Source organism: Pseudomonas sp. IT-P395, from assembly GCF_949767675.1.
GTDB lineage: Bacteria > Pseudomonadota > Gammaproteobacteria > Pseudomonadales > Pseudomonadaceae > Aquipseudomonas.
Genome location: NZ_CATKPW010000033.1, coordinates 296,262 through 315,523, shown reverse-complemented (window position 1 = coordinate 315,523; position 19,262 = coordinate 296,262). Strand labels below are relative to the sequence as shown.

The following is a 19,262-nucleotide window of genomic DNA, read 5'->3' as shown; positions in this document are numbered from 1 at the left end:
GTTGCGCTGACTGACACACCGCTATCGCGAGCAGGCTCACTCCTACATGGGTTTTGTGTACAGCGGGTATTCGGTTTGCGAATGCCGATAGTGTTTCTGCACATTGCAGATTATGGTGCTGGCACTCTGTACCTATCTTGGAGATTGCCCATGAGCGAAGCCCACGCCGCGTTGATCACCCGCTTCTACCAGGCCTTCCAGCGCCTGGACGCCGAAGCCATGGCCGCCTGCTACACCGACGATGTAGTGTTCAGCGACCCGGCCTTCGGCGAACTGCGTGGCCGCGATGCCGGCGACATGTGGCGCATGCTCACCACCCGCGCCAAAGACTTCTCGCTGACCTTCGACAACGTTCGTGCCGATGAACGCAGCGGCGGTGCACATTGGGTCGCAACCTACCTGTTCAGCCAGACCGGCAACGTCGTGGTCAACGATATCCAGGCCCGCTTCGTGTTCCGTGACGGCAAGATCTGCGAGCACCACGATCATTTTGATCTGTGGCGCTGGTCGCGTCAGGCGCTCGGTTTCAAAGGCCTGCTACTGGGCTGGACGCCGCTGGTGCGCAACGCCGTGCGCGCCCAGGCATTGAAGGGACTGAAGGCATTTCAGGCCGGTCGCTGATAAGATCGCCGCCTGTTTCCTACACGTCTAGATCCCGAAGTGACCAGCCTTAGCGAAAAATCTGTCGATGTCGCCGAACCCGTGAGCAAGTCCTGGTTCGTCTACCTCGTTCGCGCCGCCAATGGTTCGTTGTACTGCGGGATCAGTGATGACCCGGTGCGCCGCTTCGCCAAACATCAAAGCGGCAAAGGTGCACGGTTCTTCCTCTCCAGCCCGGCGATGGCGCTGGTCTATACCGAGTTGTGCCGCGACAAGGGCGATGCGTTGCGTCAGGAACGCTTGATCAAAAAGCTCAAGAAAAGCGCAAAGGAATGCCTAGTTGCGTCTTATCAATCTGACTGATTGGTTCCCATCAGGCAGATCTGTAGGCTGCTAAGCAAATGCGCGCTAAGCTGCTGGCTCACTATCTGAGCGGCGGAGCCGAGCATGTCCGAGTTGATTCTGCACCACTACCCGACCTCCCCATTTGCCGAGAAGGCCCGCCTGCTGCTGGGTTTCAAAGGCTTGTCGTGGCGCTCGGTGCATATTTCGCCGGTGATGCCGAAACCGGATCTGACCGCGCTGACTGGCGGCTACCGCAAGACACCGGTGTTGCAGATTGGCGCTGACATCTATTGCGACACATCGTTAATCGCGCGGCGCCTGGAGCAGGAAAAGGCTTTGCCGGCGTTCTTCCCTGAAGGTCAGGAGTTCACCTCCGCGAGTTTTGCCACTTGGGCTGATTCGGTGGTGTTCCAGCATGCCGTGAGTCTGGTGTTCCAGCCGGAATCGGTTGCCGTGCGTTTCGCCAAGCTGCCACCGGAAGCGATCAAAGCTTTTATCGCCGACCGTGCCGGTCTGTTCAGTGGTGGCAGCGCCACGCGTTTGTCTGCCGAACAAGCCAAGCATCAGTGGCCGACGATCATGGCGCGGCTGGAGCAGCAGTTGCAACGCGAGCAGGGTGACTTTCTGTTTGGCGAGCCGTCGATTGCCGACTTCGCATTGGCGCATCCGCTGTGGTTCCTCAAGGCCACTCACGTCACTGCACCGCTGGTGGATGAGTATCCGGCGGTTTCGGCATGGCTGAGTCGAGTGTTGGGCTTCGGTCATGGCGCGGCGAGTGCGATGACCTCCGAAGAGGCGCTTGAGGTTGCACGCAACGCGACGCCGGCGGCTTTGCCTGGCGAGCAGTTTGTAGATCCGAACGGTTTCAAGGCTGGTCAGCAAGTGGCGATTGCCGCGACGGATTACGGGGTTGATCCGGTGGTGGGTGAGTTGCTGTTTGCCGGCAGCGAAGAGTTGATCATTCGGCGCGAAGACGAGCGCGGCGGCGTGGTGCATGTGCACTTCCCGCGTTTTGGATTCCGTATCGAAGCCCGCTGATCTCTCAAGTCTGTAGCAAAACTTTGTAGGAGTGAGCCTGCTCGCGATAGCGGTGTGTCAATCGGCGGATTTATCGACTGACACACCGCTATCGCGAGCAGGCTCACTCCTACAGGTTATTTCAGGGCGGCGAGGATTTCGTCCGGGTCGAATCCGCGAATCAATGTGCCGTTAACGTCAATCAGCGGAATCCCGCGCCCACCCAATGCCTCATACGCCTTGCGCGCCTCGGCATCCTTCTCGATATCGAACTCCTTGAACGCAATCCCCTTGCTGTCGAGAAAGCGTTTGGTCTGCTTGCAGTAGCCGCACCAGTCAGTGGCGTAGAGCACGACATTGGCCTGCGCCCGTGTCTGCTCCGAGACCATTTGTGACGGGTTGAACACCCGCTCGATCTTGCCCCAGTTCTGATAGACCACCACCACCAGCAGAACCAGTGCAACTTTCTTCAGCACATTGCCGAGCATCAGTTACGCCGCTTCAACTGATCGGTGAGCGACGTTGGCAGGCCTTTGATCACCAGGGTGCCAGCCTCTTCGTCGTATTCGATCTTCGAACCCAGCAGGTGCGCTTCAAAGCTGATCGACAGGCCTTCGGCGCGGCCGGTGAAGCGGCGGAATTGATTCAGGGTGCGTTTGTCCGCCGGAATTTCAGGCGACAGGCCGTAGTCCTTGTTGCGGATGTGATCGTAGAAGGCTTTCGGGCGTTCTTCGTCGATCAGCTCGGACAACTCTTCCAGACCCATCGGTTCGCCGAGTTTGGCCTGGCTGCTGGCGTAATCGACCAGGGTCTTGGTCTTCTCGCGAGCGGATTCTTCCGGCAGGTCTTCGCTCTCGACGAAGTCGCTGAAAGCCTTGAGCAGAGTCCGGGTCTCGCCCGGGCCGTCGACGCCTTCCTGGCAGCCGATAAAGTCGCGGAAGTATTCCGAAACCTTTTTGCCGTTCTTGCCCTTGATGAACGAGATGTATTGCTTGGACTGCTTGTTGTTCTGCCATTCAGAGACGTTGATCCGCGCCGCCAGGTGCAACTGACCTAGGTCGAGGTGGCGCGACGGGGTCACGTCCAGTTCATCGGTCACTGCCACGCCTTCGCTGTGGTGCAGCAGGGCGATGGCCAGGTAATCGGTCATGCCTTGCTGATAGTGGGCGAACAGCACGTGTCCGCCGACCGACAGATTCGACTCTTCCATCAGTTTTTGCAGGTGTTCGACCGCGACTTTGCTGAACGCAGTGAAGTCCTTGCCGCCCTCCATGTATTCCTTCAGCCAGCCGCTGAAGGGGAACGCGCCGGACTCCGGATGGAACAGGCCCCAGGCTTTGCCCTGTTTGGCGTTGTAGCTCTCGTTGAGGTCGGCGAGCATGTTTTCGATGGCTGCAGACTCGGCCAGTTCCGTGTCACGGGCGTGCAGAACTGCGGGTGTGCCGTCGGGTTTTTTGTCGATCAGGTGGACGATGCAATGACGGATCGGCATGGGCTTCTCGGCTGTTGGAAGGGAGGAGGGCAGGCTCCCCCGAAAAAGCGCCCAGTGTACCGCAACCACTGGTTTTGGCGCGGGTTGTAGGGCAAAACCGGGGCGCGCTCTGGCGCTTATGCAGTTTTTTACCGATTTAGCGCAATAAAGCTGACCAAATGGGTAGCTAGAGGCGGATATTTCCCCGGCTCTGTGCTAGTTTTGCCCGGTCTTACGCGAAGTCACTGCGTTAAGCGTGCAATCAGCATTTGTCAGGTCGAACCAAACCCTGATTTCGGTATCTATAACCCGACTCGTCGTGGTTATCGCCGAGGGTGCCAGATCCAGAAGATCGGGCTCGATGGCTGACACTGCACTCTGCAATCCATATGAATTTGATAGGGAAGGAACACTACATGGCTCTTACTAAAGACCAACTGATCGCCGACATCGCTGAAGCTATCGACGCGCCGAAAACCACCGCGCGTAACGCTCTGGACCAACTGGGCCAAATCGTTGCCGATCAGCTGGAAAACGGCGGCGAAATCACCTTGCCAGGTATCGGCAAGCTGAAAGTGACCGAGCGTCCTGCCCGCACTGGCCGTAACCCTTCGACTGGCGCTGCCATCGAAATCCCTGCTAAGAAAGTGATCAAGCTGGTTGTGGCCAAAGGCCTGACCGACGCTGTGAACAAGTAAGACGCAGCGATAAAAAAACCGTGCACCGGAGCGATCCGGGCACGGTTTTTTTGTGTCTGCGATTTGGCGAGGAATGACACCGCCTTGTAGGAGCTGTCGAGTGAAACGAGGCTGCGATCTTTTGATCTTGTTCTTCAGGATCAGGATCAAAAGATCGCAGCGTGCCGCAGCTCCTACAGGGGCATCTGCGCAGCTATCAGCGAACCCAGCGCTCGCGGCGCCAGATCTGCTGCTCGGACTTGGTCTGGAAGGTCCAGGCGACGAAACGGCTCTGCTTCTGGCCCTGAGACATCTCCACGACCTGGCTTTCCAGCACTCCGGCCTTCTTCAGCGCGGTTTCAATGGCCGGCAGGTTCGACGCTTTCGACACCAAGGTGCTGAACCACAGCACTTTATGCTGGAAATTCGCGCTCTCGGCGATCAATTGCGTCACGAAGCGCGCTTCACCGCCTTCACACCACAGCTCAGCCGACTGGCCGCCGAAGTTCAGCACCGGCAGTTTGCGTTTCGGGTCGGCCTTGCCCAGTGCGCGCCATTTGCGCTCGCTGCCCTTGGTCGCTTCATCCATCGAGGCGTGGAACGGCGGGTTGCACATGGTGAGGTCGAAGCGCTCGCCCGGCTCCAGCAAGCCGATCAGGATGTGCTTGCGGTTTTCCTGCTGACGCAGCTGGATAACCTTGCTCAGATCGTTGGACTGGACGATGGCTTTGGCTGCGGCCACGGCGGTCGGATCGATCTCCGAACCGAGGAAGTGCCAGCGGTATTCGCTGTTACCGATCAGCGGATACACGCAGTTGGCACCCATGCCGATGTCCAGCACGTTGACGATCGCACCGCGCGGGACCTTGCCGTCGTTCATGCTGGCCAGCAAATCCGCAAGGAAGTGCACGTAATCGGCACGGCCCGGAACAGGCGGGCAGAGGTAATCTGCCGGGATGTCCCAATGCTGGATGCCATAGAACGACTTGAGCAGCGCCCGGTTGAACACGCGCACCGCATCGGGGCTGGCAAAGTCGATGCTTTCCTTGCCGTACGGGTTGGTGATCACGAACTTCGCCAGTTCCGGCGTGGTCTTGATCAGCGCCGGGAAGTCGTAACGACCCTGATGGCGATTGCGCGGGTGCAGGCTGGCCTTTTCACGCGGCTCGACGGTCTTGGCCGGGGTCGCGGTGTCAGGCTTCTTGCGCGCAGGTTTGGGTGTGCGGGGGGCGTTCATGGGCGTGGTCGATTCGGGTATGGCTGAAAGTGGCGGGTATTGTCCCACATTGATGAGCCATGCGCCGAACCTGTGACCCATGACCTTGGACTTGGGGATTTTGATTTATGTAGGAGCTGCCGAAGGCTGCGATCTTTTGATCTTGATCCTGAAAAACAAGATCAAAAGATCGCAGCCTTCGGCAGCTCCTACAGGGGAAGGTGGCGGGAACCATAAAAAAGGGAGGCCACCTGGGCCTCCCTTTTTTATTGCGATTTACCAGTTACAGGCTGGCAATCCGCGCATGCTGCTCGGCCAGTTTGCCCAGGGCTTGTTCAGCCTCGGCCAGTTTGGCGCGTTCTTTTTCGATGACTTCGGCCGGGGCCTTGTCGACGAAACCGGCGTTGGACAGTTTGCCGCCAACGCGCTGGACTTCGCCCTGCAAACGCAGGATTTCCTTGTCCAGACGCGCCAGTTCAGCGCCCTTGTCGATCAGGCCGGCCATTGGTACCAGCACTTCCATCTCGCCAACCAGTGCGGTGGCGGACAGCGGCGCTTCTTCGCCGGCCTTCAGAACAGTGATCGATTCCAGTCGCGCCAGTTTCTTCAGCAGCGCTTCGTTCTCGGTCAGACGGCGCTGGTCTTCAGCGCTGACGTTCTTCAGGTAGATTGGCAGCGGTTTGCCCGGGCCGATGTTCATTTCGCCACGGATGTTACGCGTGCCGAGCATCAGTTCCTTGAGCCATTCGATGTCGTCTTCGGCCGCGGGATCGATGCGCTCTTCGTTGGCCACTGGCCACGCTTGCAGCATGATCGTCTTGCCCTGAATACCAGCCAGCGGCGCGATGCGCTGCCAGATTTCTTCAGTGATGAACGGCATGAACGGATGCGCCAGACGCAGCGCCACTTCCAGTACGCGAACCAGCGTGCGGCGGGTGCCGCGCTGACGTTCAACCGGCGCATTCTCGTCCCACAGCACTGGCTTGGACAGTTCCAGGTACCAGTCGCAGTACTGGTTCCAGATGAACTCGTACAGCGCTTGTGCTGCCAGGTCGAAACGGAACTGATCGAGTTGACGGGTCACTTCGGCTTCGGTGCGTTGCAGCTGCGAGATGATCCAGCGATCCGCCAGGGACAGCTCGTAGGCTTCGCCGTTCTGGCCGCAGTCTTCGCCCTTGTCCAGAACATAGCGCGCGGCGTTCCAGATCTTGTTGCAGAAGTTGCGATAGCCTTCGACGCGGCCCATGTCGAACTTGATGTCGCGACCGGTCGAGGCCAGCGAGCAGAAAGTGAAGCGCAGGGCGTCGGTGCCGTAGCTGGCGATGCCGTCGGCGAACTCCTCGCGGGTCTGCTTCTCGATCTTCTTCGCCAGTTTCGGCTGCATCATGCCGGAGGTGCGCTTCTGCACCAGCTCTTCCAGCTCGATACCGTCGATGATGTCCAGCGGATCCAGGACGTTGCCCTTGGACTTGGACATCTTCTGGCCCTGGCCATCGCGTACCAGCCCGTGCACATAAACAGTCTTGAACGGAACCTGCGGGGTACCGTCCTCGTTCTTGATCAGGTGCATGGTCAGCATGATCATCCGGGCAACCCAGAAGAAAATGATGTCGAAGCCCGTCACCAGCACGTCGGTGGAGTGGAATTTCTTCAGGAATTCGGTCTGCTCAGGCCAGCCCAGGGTGGAGAACGTCCACAGGCCGGAACTGAACCAGGTGTCGAGTACGTCGTTGTCCTGTTGCAGCGCTACGTCCGGGCCGAGGTTGTGCTTGGCACGCACTTCGGCTTCGTCGCGACCGACGTAGACCTTGCCCGACTCGTCGTACCAGGCGGGAATCCGGTGGCCCCACCACAGCTGACGGCTGATGCACCAGTCCTGGATGTCGCGCATCCACGAGAAGTACATGTTTTCGTACTGCTTCGGTACGAACTGGATGCGACCGTCTTCAACGGCAGCAATCGCAGGCTCGGCCAAAGGTTTGGTCGACACGTACCATTGGTCGGTCAGCCACGGCTCGATGATGGTGCCGGAGCGGTCGCCTTTCGGCACTTTCAACGCGTGATCGTTGACGCTGACCAACAGGCCGGCGGCGTCGAACGCAGCCACGATCTGCTTACGGGCTTCGAAACGCTCGAGACCGGCGTACTCGGCCGGGATCTGGCCATCAATGCTGTCGTTCAGCGTGCCGTCGAGGTTGAACACCTGGCAGGCCGGCAGTACGTGGGCGTTCTTGTCGAAGATGTTCAGCAGCGGCAGGTTGTGGCGCTTGCCGACTTCGTAGTCGTTGAAGTCGTGGGCCGGGGTGATTTTCACGCAGCCGGTGCCGAATTCAGGATCGCAGTAATCGTCGGCGATGATCGGGATGCGGCGGCCAACCAGTGGCAGCTCGACAAATTTGCCGATCAGGGCCTGGTAGCGCTCGTCGTTCGGGTTAACCGCGACGGCGGAGTCGCCGAGCATGGTTTCCGGACGGGTGGTCGCGACGATCAGGAAGTCGTTGCCGTCAGCGGTTTTTGCGCCGTCAGCCAGCGGGTACTTAAGGTTCCACAGGAAACCTTTCTCGTCGTGGTTTTCCACTTCGAGGTCGGAAATCGCCGTGTGCAGTTTGGTGTCCCAGTTGACCAGACGCTTGCCGCGATAGATCAGACCGTCTTCGTGCAGGCGCACGAAGGCTTCTTTAACGGCTTCCGAGAGGCCGTCGTCCATGGTGAAGCGCTCGCGGCTCCAGTCAACGGACGAGCCGAGGCGGCGGATCTGGCGGCTGATGTTGCCGCCGGACTGATCCTTCCATTCCCAGACTTTCTCGAGGAATTTTTCGCGGCCCAGATCATGGCGATTCTGGCCCTGGGCTTCGAGTTGACGCTCCACCAGCATTTGCGTTGCGATACCGGCGTGGTCGGTGCCCGGCTGCCACAGGGTGTTGCGACCCTGCATGCGGCGGAAACGGATCAGGGCGTCCATGATCGCGTTGTTGAAACCGTGCCCCATGTGCAGGCTGCCGGTGACGTTCGGCGGCGGGATCATGATGGTGTAGGAGTCGCCCGCGCCTTGCGGGGCGAAGTAGTTCTCGGACTCCCAGGTGTTGTACCAGGAAGTTTCAATGGCGTGCGGCTGGTAGGTCTTATCCATGCGCGGCGGGACCCTATTGGCATTAATTCAGGAAAAGCCGACGAGTATAGCGGGGCATGGGGCCGAGGGCGAGCGGGGCGGGCCGGATGGAGATCTAAATGTAGGAGCTGCCGAAGGCTGCGATCTTTTGATCTTGTCTTTAAAAAACAAAGGCCAAAAGATCGCAGCCTGCGGCAGCTCCTACACGGGACGGGTTATTCGTACTGACTCAGCAGCCGTTCCATCCGCGCATCGAGGCGGCGTTTGATTTCGGTTTCGATGTGCGGCGCGAAGTCGTCGATCACGTCTTGCAGGATCAATTGCGCGGCGGCGCGTAGTTCGCTGTCGAGGTGGAGCAGGGCGTCCGGGCCTTTATTCACAGGTGCCACAGGTTGCGCGGCGGGTGTCGGGGCTGGCGCGGGTGATGGTTCGACAGCAGCCGGCTCGGCGCCGACAGAGTCAAACAACATCGGAATCTGTTCCTGTTCGCCGTCGTCGACCGTGTCGGTCAACAGCGGTGGTTGCAGGTTGTCGTCGCCGAGCAACTGGCGAATCGATTCGAGATCGTCCAGCAGGTGTGTTGGCTTTTGCTGCGGTTTCGGAGTGTCCATTGGAATGCTCAGAGTCGCTGTAAACGGTGATCTTGCAGAGGATAGCCCTGTTCGCGGTAGAAACGGAAACTCTCCCGCGCGGCCGCCCGAATCGTCGGATCTTCGACCACCACTTCCGCCACCCGGGCGAATTTGCTGGCGAAGGCCGGGACTTTCAGATCGAGATTGACCAGTAAATCCTGATGCTGACCGCAGTCGTCACCCAACCCCAGCACAATCAAACCGTCCGGTTCACTGTCAGCCGGGCCGTGAGGCACGAACGTTTCGCCCTTGAATGTCCACAGGCGCGCATCGAGATCGTCACGCTGAGCCGCATCGCTGCAATGCAGATAGATGCGATGGCCCATGCGCCAGGCTTTCTCGGTGAGTTTGCAGGCAAAATCCAGGCGAGCCGACGGGTCGGCGCTGGGCAGGATGTAAAAATCGACTTTGGTCATTGCGGTTCCAGAGCGGCAAGCGGCGTCACCCGAGAGTGACGCCGCCCATCAGCGGGTTCAGGCTTTGGCGCGATCCAGCAGGTACTGGGTCAGCAGAGGTACTGGACGGCCAGTGGCGCCCTTGTCCTTGCCACCGCTGGTCCATGCGGTGCCGGCGATGTCCAGGTGCGCCCAGTTGAGGTTTTTGGTGAAGCGTGAGAGGAAGCACGCGGCGGTGATCGTGCCGGCCTTCGGCCCGCCAATGTTGGCGATGTCGGCAAACGGGCTGTCCAGTTGTTCCTGGTACTCGTCGAACAGCGGCAGTTGCCAGGCGCGGTCGTCAGCGGCTTTACCGGCGCTGAGCAGTTGGCCGATCAGTTCGTCGTTGTTGCCCAGCAGACCCGAGGTGTGCGCACCCAGTGCGACGACGCAAGCGCCGGTCAGGGTGGCAATGTCGATCACCGCTTGTGGCTTGAAGCGCTCGGAGTAGGTCAGCGCATCGCACAGCACCAAACGGCCTTCGGCGTCGGTGTTGAGGATTTCCACGGTCTGGCCGCTCATGGTGGTGACGATGTCGCCTGGACGTGTCGCGTTGCCGCTCGGCATGTTTTCCGCGCAGGCGAGGATGCACACCAGGTTGATCGGCAGTTTCAGCTCAAGCACGGCGCGCAGGGTGCCGAACACGGAGGCAGCGCCGCCCATGTCGTATTTCATTTCGTCCATGCCGGCGCCTGGCTTCAGGCTGATGCCGCCGGTGTCGAAGGTGATGCCTTTTCCGACCAGTGCGTACGGCTTCTCGGATTTCTTGCCGCCGTTGTATTGCATGACGATCAGGCGCGGCGGCTGCTCGCTGCCTTGGCCGACGGCGTAGAACGAGCCCATGCCCAGGGATTTGATCTTCTTCTCGTCGAGGACTTCGACTTTCAGATCCTTGAACTCTTTGCCGAGGTTCTTCGCTTGTTCACCGAGGAAGGTCGGGTGGCAGATGTTCGGCGGCAGGTTGCCCAGATCGCGGGTGAAGGCCATGCCATTGGCAATCGCGGTCGCGTGGTTCACGGCGCGTTGCACTTCGGCTTGCGCAGCCTTGATGGTCAGCAGGGTGATTTTTTTCAGTGCGCGCGGTTCGGCTTTCTGGCTCTTGAACTGGTCGAAGGTGTATTCGCCGTCCACCAGGGTTTCCGCCAGCAGACGGGTTTTACCGTAGCTGTCGCGGTTTTTGACAATAATTTCATCCAGCGCCAGCACGGCGTCGCTGCCGCCCAGGCCCTTCAGGGTGTTGAGGATGCCGGCAACGATTTTGCGGAACGGGCGGTCACCCAGTTCTTCATCCTTGCCCACACCGACCAGCAGCACGCGCTCGGCTTTCAGGTTTGGCAGGCTGTGCAGCAACAGGCTCTGGCCGACCTTGCCGGCCAGATCGCCACGCTTGAGAACGGCGCTGATCGCGCCACCGCTGAGTTCGTCGACCTGTTTGGCGGCGACACCGAGTTTGCGGCCTTCACCGACGGCAACCACCAGGGTGGCGGTTTTCAACGTTTCTGGGCCAACGCTTTTTACAACCAGTTCCATGTCCGGATCCCTGAATGAATGGTCAACACGCAGGCGTTCGACGGTGTCCGCAGTCGCCTGCTTATAGATAGAAGAGGCGCAGGCCAAAGCCTGCGACAAGGGCCGCAGTTTGAACCTCGCTCCCCGCGCCTGACAACCCTAGGGGGTGTTCTCAATTAGTTTTCACACCGCGTTGTCGCCTTAAAGCCAGCCAGGCAAGGCGCAGGCCGCTGGGAATGGTTGTTCCCTTTCCAAGGCCTGCAACGCAGACTGGCCGGCTTTAAGGCACAACCCGAAGGGCCGGGCCTGCTGTTGTGCAGGGCTGCGTTGCTCGAAGCTTATTTGGAATGACCAAACCACGCTTCTCGCGCCTTGCCCTGCACAACAGCAGACCCGGCGCGGTGTGAAAACTAATTGAGAACGCCCCCTAGGTTGTACGATCTGCAAAGGATTACAGACATGGATGAGTGTGCGCAGTGACAGGCGCCTCCAATCACAGGATAATGCCGCATCTTTTTTCGACGGCTCTGCGTTGCGGGCCGGTCGATGTGTTTGCTTGTTTGGCCGCCTTAGCCTGACAACCCTGGAGTGTCTGGTTTGATCGTCTTCCGTTATCTGTCCCGCGAAGTCCTGTTGACCCTCAGCGCCGTGAGTGCCGTGCTGTTGGTCATCATCATGAGCGGTCGCTTCATCAAATACCTCGCTCAGGCCGCTGCCGGTCAGCTCGATCCGGGCTCGCTGTTCCTGATCATGGGCTTTCGTCTGCCGGGGTTTCTGCAACTGATTCTGCCGCTGGGCCTGTTCCTCGGGATCCTGCTGGCCTACGGTCGTCTGTATCTCGAAAGCGAGATGACCGTGCTGTCGGCCACCGGCATGAGCCAGCAGAAGCTGTTTCGCATGACCTTGTTTCCAGCGACCCTGGTTGCGCTGGTGGTGGCATGGCTGAGCCTTGGGCTGGCCCCACAAGGCGCCAACCAGTTCCAGTTGCTGCTGAACAAGCAGGACGCGCTGACCGAATTCGATACCCTCGAGCCGGGACGCTTCCAGGCCCTGCGTGACGGCACCCGGGTGACCTACACCGAAACCCTGAGTGACGATCGCGTCAACTTGGGTAGCGTGTTCATTTCGCAGAAGAACCTCGGCGCCGATCAAAAGGATCGCGGGATTTCCGTGCTGGTGGCTGAAAGCGGTCGCCAGGAAGTGCGCCCCGACGGCAACCGCTATCTGATCCTCGATAACGGCTACCGCTACGACGGCAGTCCGGGTCAGGCCGATTACCGTGCCATTCATTACGAAACCTACGGCGTGCTGTTGCCCAAGCCGGACGTCAGCGAAGAAGTCACCGATCGCGACGCCATGCCGACCTCGTCTCTGCTGGGCAGCGATGACATTCGCTCGAAAACCGAACTGCAATGGCGTTTGTCCCTGCCGCTGCTGGTATTTATCGTGACCTTGATGGCGGTGCCACTGTCGCGAGTCAATCCGCGCCAAGGGCGTTTCCTCAAGCTGCTGCCGGCGATTCTTCTTTATATGGCTTACCTGACCATCCTGATTGCCGCCCGCGGCGCCCTTGAAAAAGGCAAGATCCCGCCGGCCCTTGGCCTATGGTGGGTGCACGCGATCTTCCTGTTCATCGGTCTCGGCCTGCTCTATTGGGAGCCGCTACGCCTGAAGATGGCCAGCCGTCGCTCCGCAGCGCTGGAGGTGGCCCGTGGTTAAACTCGATCGCTACATCGGCAGCAGCGTGTTCATGGCGATCATTGCCGTGCTCGCCATCATTCTCGGCCTGGCGACGCTGTTCGCCTTCATCGATGAGATGGGTGACGTCAGCGAAACCTACACCCTCGTTGATGTCCTGAGCTTCGTACTGCTGACCGCGCCGCGCCGTCTCTACGAAATGCTGCCAATGGCCGCATTGATCGGCTGCCTGATCGGCCTCGGCAGTCTGGCCAGCAGCAGTGAGCTGACGGTCATGCGCGCTGCAGGCGTGTCCATCGGCCGTATTGTCTGGGCTGTAATGAAGCCAATGCTGGTGCTGATGCTGGCCGGTGTGCTGATCGGCGAGTACGTTGCTCCGGCAACCGAAAGCATGGCGCAGGCCAATCGCTCGCTGGCGCAAGGCAGCGGCGACGCGCAGAGCGCCAAACACGGTATGTGGCACCGTCAGGGTGAAGAATTCATCCACATCAACGCCGTGCAACCGAACGGCCTGTTGTATGGCGTGACCCGCTATCACTTCGACAAGGAGCGCCATCTGCTGAGTTCGAGCTTCGCCAAGAAGGCCGAGTTCGACGGCAATAAGTGGCAACTCACCGACGTTGCCACCACGCTGTTCCATGAGCGCAGCACGGAAGTCGTCAATACCCCGAGTGAGCAATGGGACGTGGCGTTGAGCCCGCAATTGCTCAGCACCGTGGTCATGGCGCCGGAATCGCTGTCGATCAGTGGCTTGTGGGGTTACATCCACTACCTGTCCGAGCAAGGCCTGAGCAACGGCCGTTACTGGCTGGCATTTTGGGTCAAGGTGTTGCAGCCGTTGGTCACTGCCGCTCTGGTGTTGATGGCGATCTCCTTCATCTTCGGTCCGTTGCGTTCGGTGACTCTCGGTCAGCGCGTGTTCACCGGTGTTCTGGTGGGCTTCACCTTCCGTATCGTCCAGGATTTGCTCGGCCCGTCGAGCCTGGTGTTCGGTTTCTCGCCGCTGTTCGCGGTACTGGTGCCGGCCGGGGTTTGTGCGCTGGCGGGTGTCTGGCTGCTGCGAAGAGCCGGTTGATGACAGGCGATTGACCTGTGCTTTAAACCTCGAAAACGCCTCGGTCGACAGATCGGGGCGTTTTTGCATGCAATCCGGGTGACAGGCGAACGTGACGCTTGCGCCGTGTATCAGGTACAATTCCCGGCTATTTTTCGGCGGGCTATGCCTGCAGCCTTTTTGAGTGTTGATCCGTGAGTGATTTGAGTCATATCCGCAATTTCTCCATCATCGCCCACATTGACCATGGCAAGTCGACGCTGGCCGATCGCTTCATCCAGATGTGCGGCGGCCTGGCCGAGCGTGAAATGGAAGCCCAGGTACTGGATTCCATGGATCTGGAGCGTGAACGCGGGATCACCATCAAGGCCCACAGCGTTACCCTCTATTACACCGCCAAAGACGGCATCAAGTATCAGCTGAACTTCATTGACACCCCGGGCCACGTCGACTTCACCTACGAAGTCAGCCGTTCCCTGGCCGCGTGTGAAGGTGCCTTGCTGGTGGTCGATGCGGGTCAGGGTGTTGAAGCCCAGTCCGTGGCCAACTGCTACACCGCCATCGAGCAGGGCCTTGAGGTCATGCCGGTGCTGAACAAGATCGACCTGCCGCAGGCCGATCCTGAGCGCGTCAAGGACGAGATCGAGAAGATCATCGGCATCGACGCCACCGACGCCGTCACCTGCAGCGCCAAAACCGGCCTGGGTGTCGATGAAGTGCTCGAGCGCCTTGTGCAGACCATTCCTGCGCCGACCGGCAACATCGAAGATCCGCTGCAAGCGTTGATCATCGATTCCTGGTTCGACAACTACCTGGGCGTTGTCTCCCTGGTGCGCGTGCGTCATGGTCGCGTGAAGAAGGGCGACAAGATCCTCGTCAAGTCCACCGGCAAGATCCACCTGGTCGACAGCGTTGGCGTGTTCAACCCGAAACACACCGCCACCGCTGACCTCAAGGCCGGCGAAGTGGGCTTCATCATTGCCAGCATCAAGGACATTCACGGTGCACCGGTCGGTGACACCCTGACCCTGAGCTCTACCCCGGACGTTGAAGTGCTGCCCGGCTTCAAACGCATCCAGCCGCAGGTTTACGCCGGTCTGTTCCCGGTCAGCTCCGACGACTTCGAGGATTTCCGCGAAGCGCTGCAGAAGCTGACCCTCAACGACTCGTCGCTGCAATACACCCCGGAAAGCTCCGACGCACTGGGCTTCGGCTTCCGTTGCGGCTTCCTCGGCATGCTGCACATGGAAATCATCCAGGAGCGCCTTGAGCGCGAGTACAACCTGGACCTGATCACCACGGCGCCGACGGTAATCTTCGAGCTGGTGCTGAAAACCGGTGAAACGATTTACGTCGACAACCCGTCCAAGCTGCCGGATGTGTCGTCGATCGAAGACATGCGCGAGCCGATCGTGCGGGCCAACATTCTGGTGCCGCAGGAACACTTGGGCAACGTCATCACCCTGTGCATCGAGAAGCGTGGCGTTCAAGTCGACATGCTGTTCCTCGGCAATCAGGTGCAAGTCACTTACGACCTGCCGATGAACGAAGTGGTCCTGGACTTCTTCGACCGTCTCAAATCCACCAGCCGTGGCTATGCTTCGCTGGATTACCATTTCGATCGTTACCAATCGGCTAATCTGGTGAAACTGGACGTGCTGATCAACGGCGACAAGGTCGATGCCCTTGCATTGATCGTGCACCGTGACAACTCGCACTACAAAGGTCGCCAGTTGACCGAGAAGATGAAAGAACTGATTCCTCGTCAGATGTTCGACGTAGCCATTCAGGCCGCCATCGGTGGTCAGATCGTTGCCCGGACAACCGTCAAGGCGCTCAGAAAGAACGTATTGGCCAAATGCTACGGTGGTGACGTCAGCCGTAAGAAGAAACTGCTCGAGAAGCAAAAGGCCGGTAAGAAACGCATGAAGCAGGTCGGCAACGTGGAAATTCCACAAGAAGCCTTCCTTGCCGTGCTCAGGTTGGATAGTTAGGTCCTATGTCACTAAATTTCCCGCTGTTGCTGGTCATCGCCGTGTTCGTCTGCGGCCTGTTGGCGTTGCTTGATCTGTTGATCCTGGCACCGCGTCGGCGTGCTGCCATTGCCTCTTATCAAGGCAGCGTCAGCCAGCCTGACGGGGTGGTCGTTGAAAAACTGAATAAAGAGCCGCTGCTGGTCGAATACGGCAAGTCGTTCTTCCCGGTGTTGTTCATCGTGCTGGTACTGCGCTCGTTCCTCGTGGAGCCGTTCCAGATCCCTTCGGGCTCGATGAAACCGACCCTGGATGTCGGCGACTTCATTCTGGTGAACAAGTTTTCTTACGGGATCCGCCTGCCGGTGATCGACAAGAAAATCATCGAAGTCGGTGATCCGCAGCGCGGCGATGTGATGGTGTTCCGCTACCCGAGCGATCCGAACGTCAACTACATCAAGCGTGTAGTGGGTCTGCCGGGTGACACGGTGCGTTACACCGCCGACAAGCGTCTGTTTGTGAACGGCGAGTCGATTGCCGAGCAGATGGTCGGCGCCGAGCCGGGCACGCTGGGCAGCGCCGAACTGTACAAAGAGAAACTGGGCGCCGCCGAGCATCTGATCCGCAAGGAAATGAGCCGCTACCGCGCCACGCCGGATCGCTCGTGGACAGTGCCTGCCGGGCACTACTTCATGATGGGCGACAACCGCGACAACTCGAATGACAGTCGCTACTGGGATGATCCGAACATTCCCAAGGATCTGCTGGGCATGGTTCCCGACCAGAATATCGTCGGCAAGGCCTTCGCGGTCTGGATGAGCTGGCCAGAACCGAAACTCAGTCACCTGCCGAATTTCTCGCGGGTTGGCCTGATCAAGTAATCACACACGGCGCTGTTGACCACAGCGCCGAATGCATTTCTGGAGTCGGCACAATCGGCTTCGCAATCGCCAGGATTTAATTTTTGAACACAGCGTTAATTGTCCCAGGCCTGCGCCGCATCCCGGCGATGGCAGTGGAATCCAGCCACGAACTCAGCGTGGGTAAACCGTGAGCGTTTCTCTAAGCCGTCTCGAGCGTCAGCTCGGTTACACCTTCAAGGACCAGGAGCTGATGCTGCTGGCTCTGACGCACCGCAGTTTTGCCGGGCGCAACAACGAACGCCTGGAATTCCTTGGCGATGCCATCCTCAACTTCGTTGCCGGCGAGGCGCTGTTCGATCGCTTCCCGCTGGCCCGCGAAGGCCAGTTGTCGCGTTTGCGCGCACGTTTGGTAAAAGGTGAGACGCTGGCCGTACTGGCGCGCGGTTTCGACCTTGGCGATTACCTGCGACTGGGTTCCGGCGAGTTGAAAAGCGGCGGTTTCCGTCGCGAATCGATTCTGGCCGACGCCCTCGAAGCCTTGATCGGCGCGATCTATCTCGACGCCGGCATGGACATGGCGCGTGAGCGCGTGCTGGCCTGGCTGGCCGGTGAGTTCGAAGGCCTGACGCTGGTCGACACCAACAAGGATCCGAAAACCCGCCTGCAGGAACACCTGCAATCGCGCGGTTGCGATCTGCCACGCTACGAAGTGGTAGATATCCAGGGCGAGCCGCACTGCCGAACCTTCTTCGTCGAGTGCGAAGTTGTCTTACTGAATGAAAAAAGCCGAGGTCAGGGTGTGAGCCGTCGTATTGCCGAACAGGTAGCGGCCGCCGCAGCACTGATTGCCCTGGGCGTGGAGAATGGCAATGACTGATACAAACGCAACTCGCTGTGGCTATGTTGCCATCGTCGGCCGTCCCAACGTTGGCAAGTCCACGTTGCTGAACCACATCCTTGGCCAGAAGCTCGCGATCACTTCGCGCAAGCCGCAGACCACTCGCCACAATATGCTCGGGATCAAAACCGAAGGTGACGTGCAGGCGATCTACGTCGACACCCCCGGCATGCACAAGGGTGGCGAAAAGGCCCTGAACCGCTACATGAACAAAACCGCTTCGGCGGCGTTGAAAGACGTCGACGTGGTGATCTTCGTGGTCGATCGCACCAAGTGGACCGACGAAGACCAGATGGTTCTTGAACGCGTGCAGTACGTGACGGGTCCGCTGATCGTCGCGCTGAACAAGACCGACCGCATCGAAGACAAAGCCGAGCTGATGCCGCACCTGAGCTGGTTGCAGGAACAACTGCCGAACGCGCAGATCATTCCGATTTCGGCGCAACACGGGCACAACCTTGACGCGCTGGAAAAGGTCATTGCCGATCATCTGCCGGAGAACGATCACTTCTTTCCGGAAGACCAGATCACCGACCGCAGCAGCCGTTTCCTCGCCGCTGAACTGGTGCGCGAGAAAATCATGCGCCAGATGGGCGCTGAGCTGCCGTACCAGATCACCGTCGAGATCGAAGAGTTCAAGCAGCAGGGCAAAACCCTGCACATCCACGCCTTGATCCTCGTTGAACGTGACGGCCAGAAGAAGATCATCATTGGCGACAAGGGCGAGCGCATCAAACGCATCGGCACCGAAGCGCGCAAGGACATGGAGCTGCTGTTCGACTCCAAGATCATGCTCAACCTGTGGGTCAAGGTGAAGGGCGGCTGGTCCGACGACGAGCGTGCGCTGCGTTCGCTGGGTTACGGCGACCTGTAAGCGATTCGAAGATCAAAAGATCGCAGCCTTCGGCAGCTCCTACAATGTCTTGTTTACACCTGTAGGAACTGCCGAAGGCTGCGTTTTTTTTTTGCAATCCCGACCGGGAAAAACGTCATGTCGCAAAACCCGCCTCCTGCCCAACCCGCCTACGTCCTGCATTCTCGCGCCTACCGCGAAACCAGTGCGTTGGTGGATTTCCTCACGCCGCAAGGTCGGCTGCGGGCGGTGTTGCGCAGTGCGCGGGGCAAGGCCGGGACATTGGCGCGGCCGTTCGTGTCGCTGGAAGTGGAGTTCCGCGGCAAGGGCGAGCTGAAGAATGTCGGGCGCATGGAGAGTTCTGGCACCTCTGCCTGGCTCAACGGCGAAGCGCTGTTCAGCGGTCTCTATCTCAATGAGTTGCTGATTCGTTTGCTGCCCGCTGAAGACCCGCATCCGGGCGTATTCGATCACTACGCCGCGACTTTGCTAGCGCTGGCTGAAGGTCGACCGCTGGAGCCATTGCTGCGCTCCTTCGAGTGGCGACTGTTGGACGATCTCGGTTACGGCTTTTCGTTGAATACCGACGTCCATGGCGAGCCCGTCGCGCCAGACGGTCTCTATCGTCTGCAAGTGGATGCGGGGCTTGAGCGGGTCTTCCTGCTGCAACCCGGCCTGTTCAACGGCGTCGAATTACTGGCCATGGCCGAAGCCGACTGGACCGCGCCCGGTGCGCTGTCCGCCGCCAAGCGCTTGATGCGGCAGGCCTTGGCCGTTCATTTGGGCGGTCGCCCTCTCGTCAGTCGTGAGCTGTTTCGCAAGCCCTAAGGGTCTGTTTACGTCTGGAAGCGGCGCAACGGGCGCTGGCTGTGCGCAGGGCCGCGTTGCTCGGAACTCATTTGGCGCAACCAAA

General features: G+C 59.5%; 18 protein-coding genes. 11 read left to right on the top strand and 7 right to left on the bottom strand.

What is annotated here, in order from left to right; genetic code table 11:
• Positions 1-150 precede the first annotated feature (150 nt).
• From ACM6IN_RS20140 to ACM6IN_RS20130, 3 genes are all read left to right on the top strand, one after another.
• Entirely contained in the window at positions 151-621 is a 471-nt protein-coding gene (locus tag ACM6IN_RS20140; protein ID WP_007909058.1) for a nuclear transport factor 2 family protein, read from the top strand.
• A 39-nt stretch (positions 622-660) separates the two neighbouring features.
• A complete protein-coding gene (locus tag ACM6IN_RS20135) occupies positions 661-963 on the top strand; it encodes a GIY-YIG nuclease family protein (RefSeq protein WP_414916591.1) in 303 nt (100 codons plus the stop codon).
• A gap of 84 nt (positions 964-1,047) precedes the next feature.
• On the top strand, positions 1,048-1,983 hold the full coding sequence (locus ACM6IN_RS20130; RefSeq protein WP_007909055.1) for a glutathione S-transferase family protein: 936 nt from the start codon (positions 1,048-1,050) through the stop codon (positions 1,981-1,983).
• Between the two features lie 116 nt (positions 1,984-2,099).
• On the opposite strand, the gene ACM6IN_RS20125 is transcribed toward ACM6IN_RS20130, so the two are convergent.
• Positions 2,100-2,450 carry a glutaredoxin family protein gene (locus tag ACM6IN_RS20125; protein WP_095112594.1) on the bottom strand — a complete coding sequence of 117 codons (351 nt, stop codon included), beginning with the start codon at positions 2,448-2,450 and terminating at the stop codon, positions 2,100-2,102.
• Positions 2,450-3,454, bottom strand: coding sequence for a nucleoid-associated protein YejK (yejK, locus tag ACM6IN_RS20120; RefSeq protein ID WP_007909053.1), 1,005 nt, complete (start codon positions 3,452-3,454; stop codon positions 2,450-2,452). The genes ACM6IN_RS20125 and yejK overlap by 1 nt, the downstream gene beginning before the upstream one ends.
• A gap of 395 nt (positions 3,455-3,849) precedes the next feature.
• Here yejK and ACM6IN_RS20115 point away from each other — a divergent pair, with 395 nt between their 5' ends.
• The gene (locus tag ACM6IN_RS20115) at positions 3,850-4,131 is read left to right on the top strand and encodes an HU family DNA-binding protein (RefSeq protein WP_003221909.1); all 282 of its coding nucleotides are present in this window, start codon (positions 3,850-3,852) and stop codon (positions 4,129-4,131) included.
• 196 nt (positions 4,132-4,327) lie between these two features.
• On the opposite strand, the gene rlmF is transcribed toward ACM6IN_RS20115, so the two are convergent.
• The 5 genes from rlmF to ACM6IN_RS20090 form a co-directional block, all read right to left on the bottom strand.
• Complete coding sequence (gene rlmF / locus ACM6IN_RS20110) at positions 4,328-5,347, bottom strand: 23S rRNA (adenine(1618)-N(6))-methyltransferase RlmF (protein ID WP_038357670.1); 1,020 nt, start codon at positions 5,345-5,347, stop codon at positions 4,328-4,330.
• A 262-nt stretch (positions 5,348-5,609) separates the two neighbouring features.
• Complete coding sequence (locus tag ACM6IN_RS20105) at positions 5,610-8,456, bottom strand: valine--tRNA ligase (RefSeq protein ID WP_414916590.1); 2,847 nt, start codon at positions 8,454-8,456, stop codon at positions 5,610-5,612.
• Between the two features lie 194 nt (positions 8,457-8,650).
• Entirely contained in the window at positions 8,651-9,046 is a 396-nt protein-coding gene (locus ACM6IN_RS20100) for a DNA polymerase III subunit chi (protein WP_414916589.1), read from the bottom strand.
• Between the two features lie 8 nt (positions 9,047-9,054).
• The gene (locus tag ACM6IN_RS20095) at positions 9,055-9,483 is read right to left on the bottom strand and encodes a DNA polymerase III subunit chi (protein WP_414916588.1); all 429 of its coding nucleotides are present in this window, start codon (positions 9,481-9,483) and stop codon (positions 9,055-9,057) included.
• 57 nt (positions 9,484-9,540) lie between these two features.
• Positions 9,541-11,031, bottom strand: coding sequence for a leucyl aminopeptidase (locus ACM6IN_RS20090; RefSeq protein WP_007950052.1), 1,491 nt, complete (start codon positions 11,029-11,031; stop codon positions 9,541-9,543).
• Positions 11,032-11,607: 576 nt separating this feature from the next.
• Between ACM6IN_RS20090 and lptF the strand changes: the two genes are divergently transcribed.
• The 7 genes from lptF (at position 11,608) to recO (ending at position 19,177) form a co-directional block, all read left to right on the top strand.
• Positions 11,608-12,729, top strand: coding sequence for an LPS export ABC transporter permease LptF (gene lptF, locus ACM6IN_RS20085; RefSeq protein ID WP_007909044.1), 1,122 nt, complete (start codon positions 11,608-11,610; stop codon positions 12,727-12,729).
• A complete protein-coding gene (gene lptG, locus ACM6IN_RS20080; RefSeq protein ID WP_007909032.1) occupies positions 12,722-13,783 on the top strand; it encodes an LPS export ABC transporter permease LptG in 1,062 nt (353 codons plus the stop codon). The genes lptF and lptG overlap by 8 nt, the downstream gene beginning before the upstream one ends.
• 173 nt (positions 13,784-13,956) lie before the next feature.
• On the top strand, positions 13,957-15,756 hold the full coding sequence (lepA, locus tag ACM6IN_RS20075) for a translation elongation factor 4 (RefSeq protein ID WP_007909029.1): 1,800 nt from the start codon (positions 13,957-13,959) through the stop codon (positions 15,754-15,756).
• A 5-nt stretch (positions 15,757-15,761) separates the two neighbouring features.
• Entirely contained in the window at positions 15,762-16,616 is an 855-nt protein-coding gene (lepB, locus tag ACM6IN_RS20070; RefSeq protein WP_007909027.1) for a signal peptidase I, read from the top strand.
• Between the two features lie 169 nt (positions 16,617-16,785).
• On the top strand, positions 16,786-17,475 hold the full coding sequence (gene rnc, locus ACM6IN_RS20065) for a ribonuclease III (RefSeq protein ID WP_016986099.1): 690 nt from the start codon (positions 16,786-16,788) through the stop codon (positions 17,473-17,475).
• Positions 17,468-18,370, top strand: a complete 903-nt coding sequence (gene era, locus ACM6IN_RS20060) for a GTPase Era (RefSeq protein ID WP_007909024.1) — start codon at positions 17,468-17,470, stop codon at positions 18,368-18,370. The genes rnc and era overlap by 8 nt, the downstream gene beginning before the upstream one ends.
• A 117-nt stretch (positions 18,371-18,487) precedes the next feature.
• A complete protein-coding gene (recO, locus tag ACM6IN_RS20055) occupies positions 18,488-19,177 on the top strand; it encodes a DNA repair protein RecO (RefSeq protein ID WP_038357692.1) in 690 nt (229 codons plus the stop codon).
• The last annotated feature ends 85 nt before the right edge of the window (positions 19,178-19,262 follow it).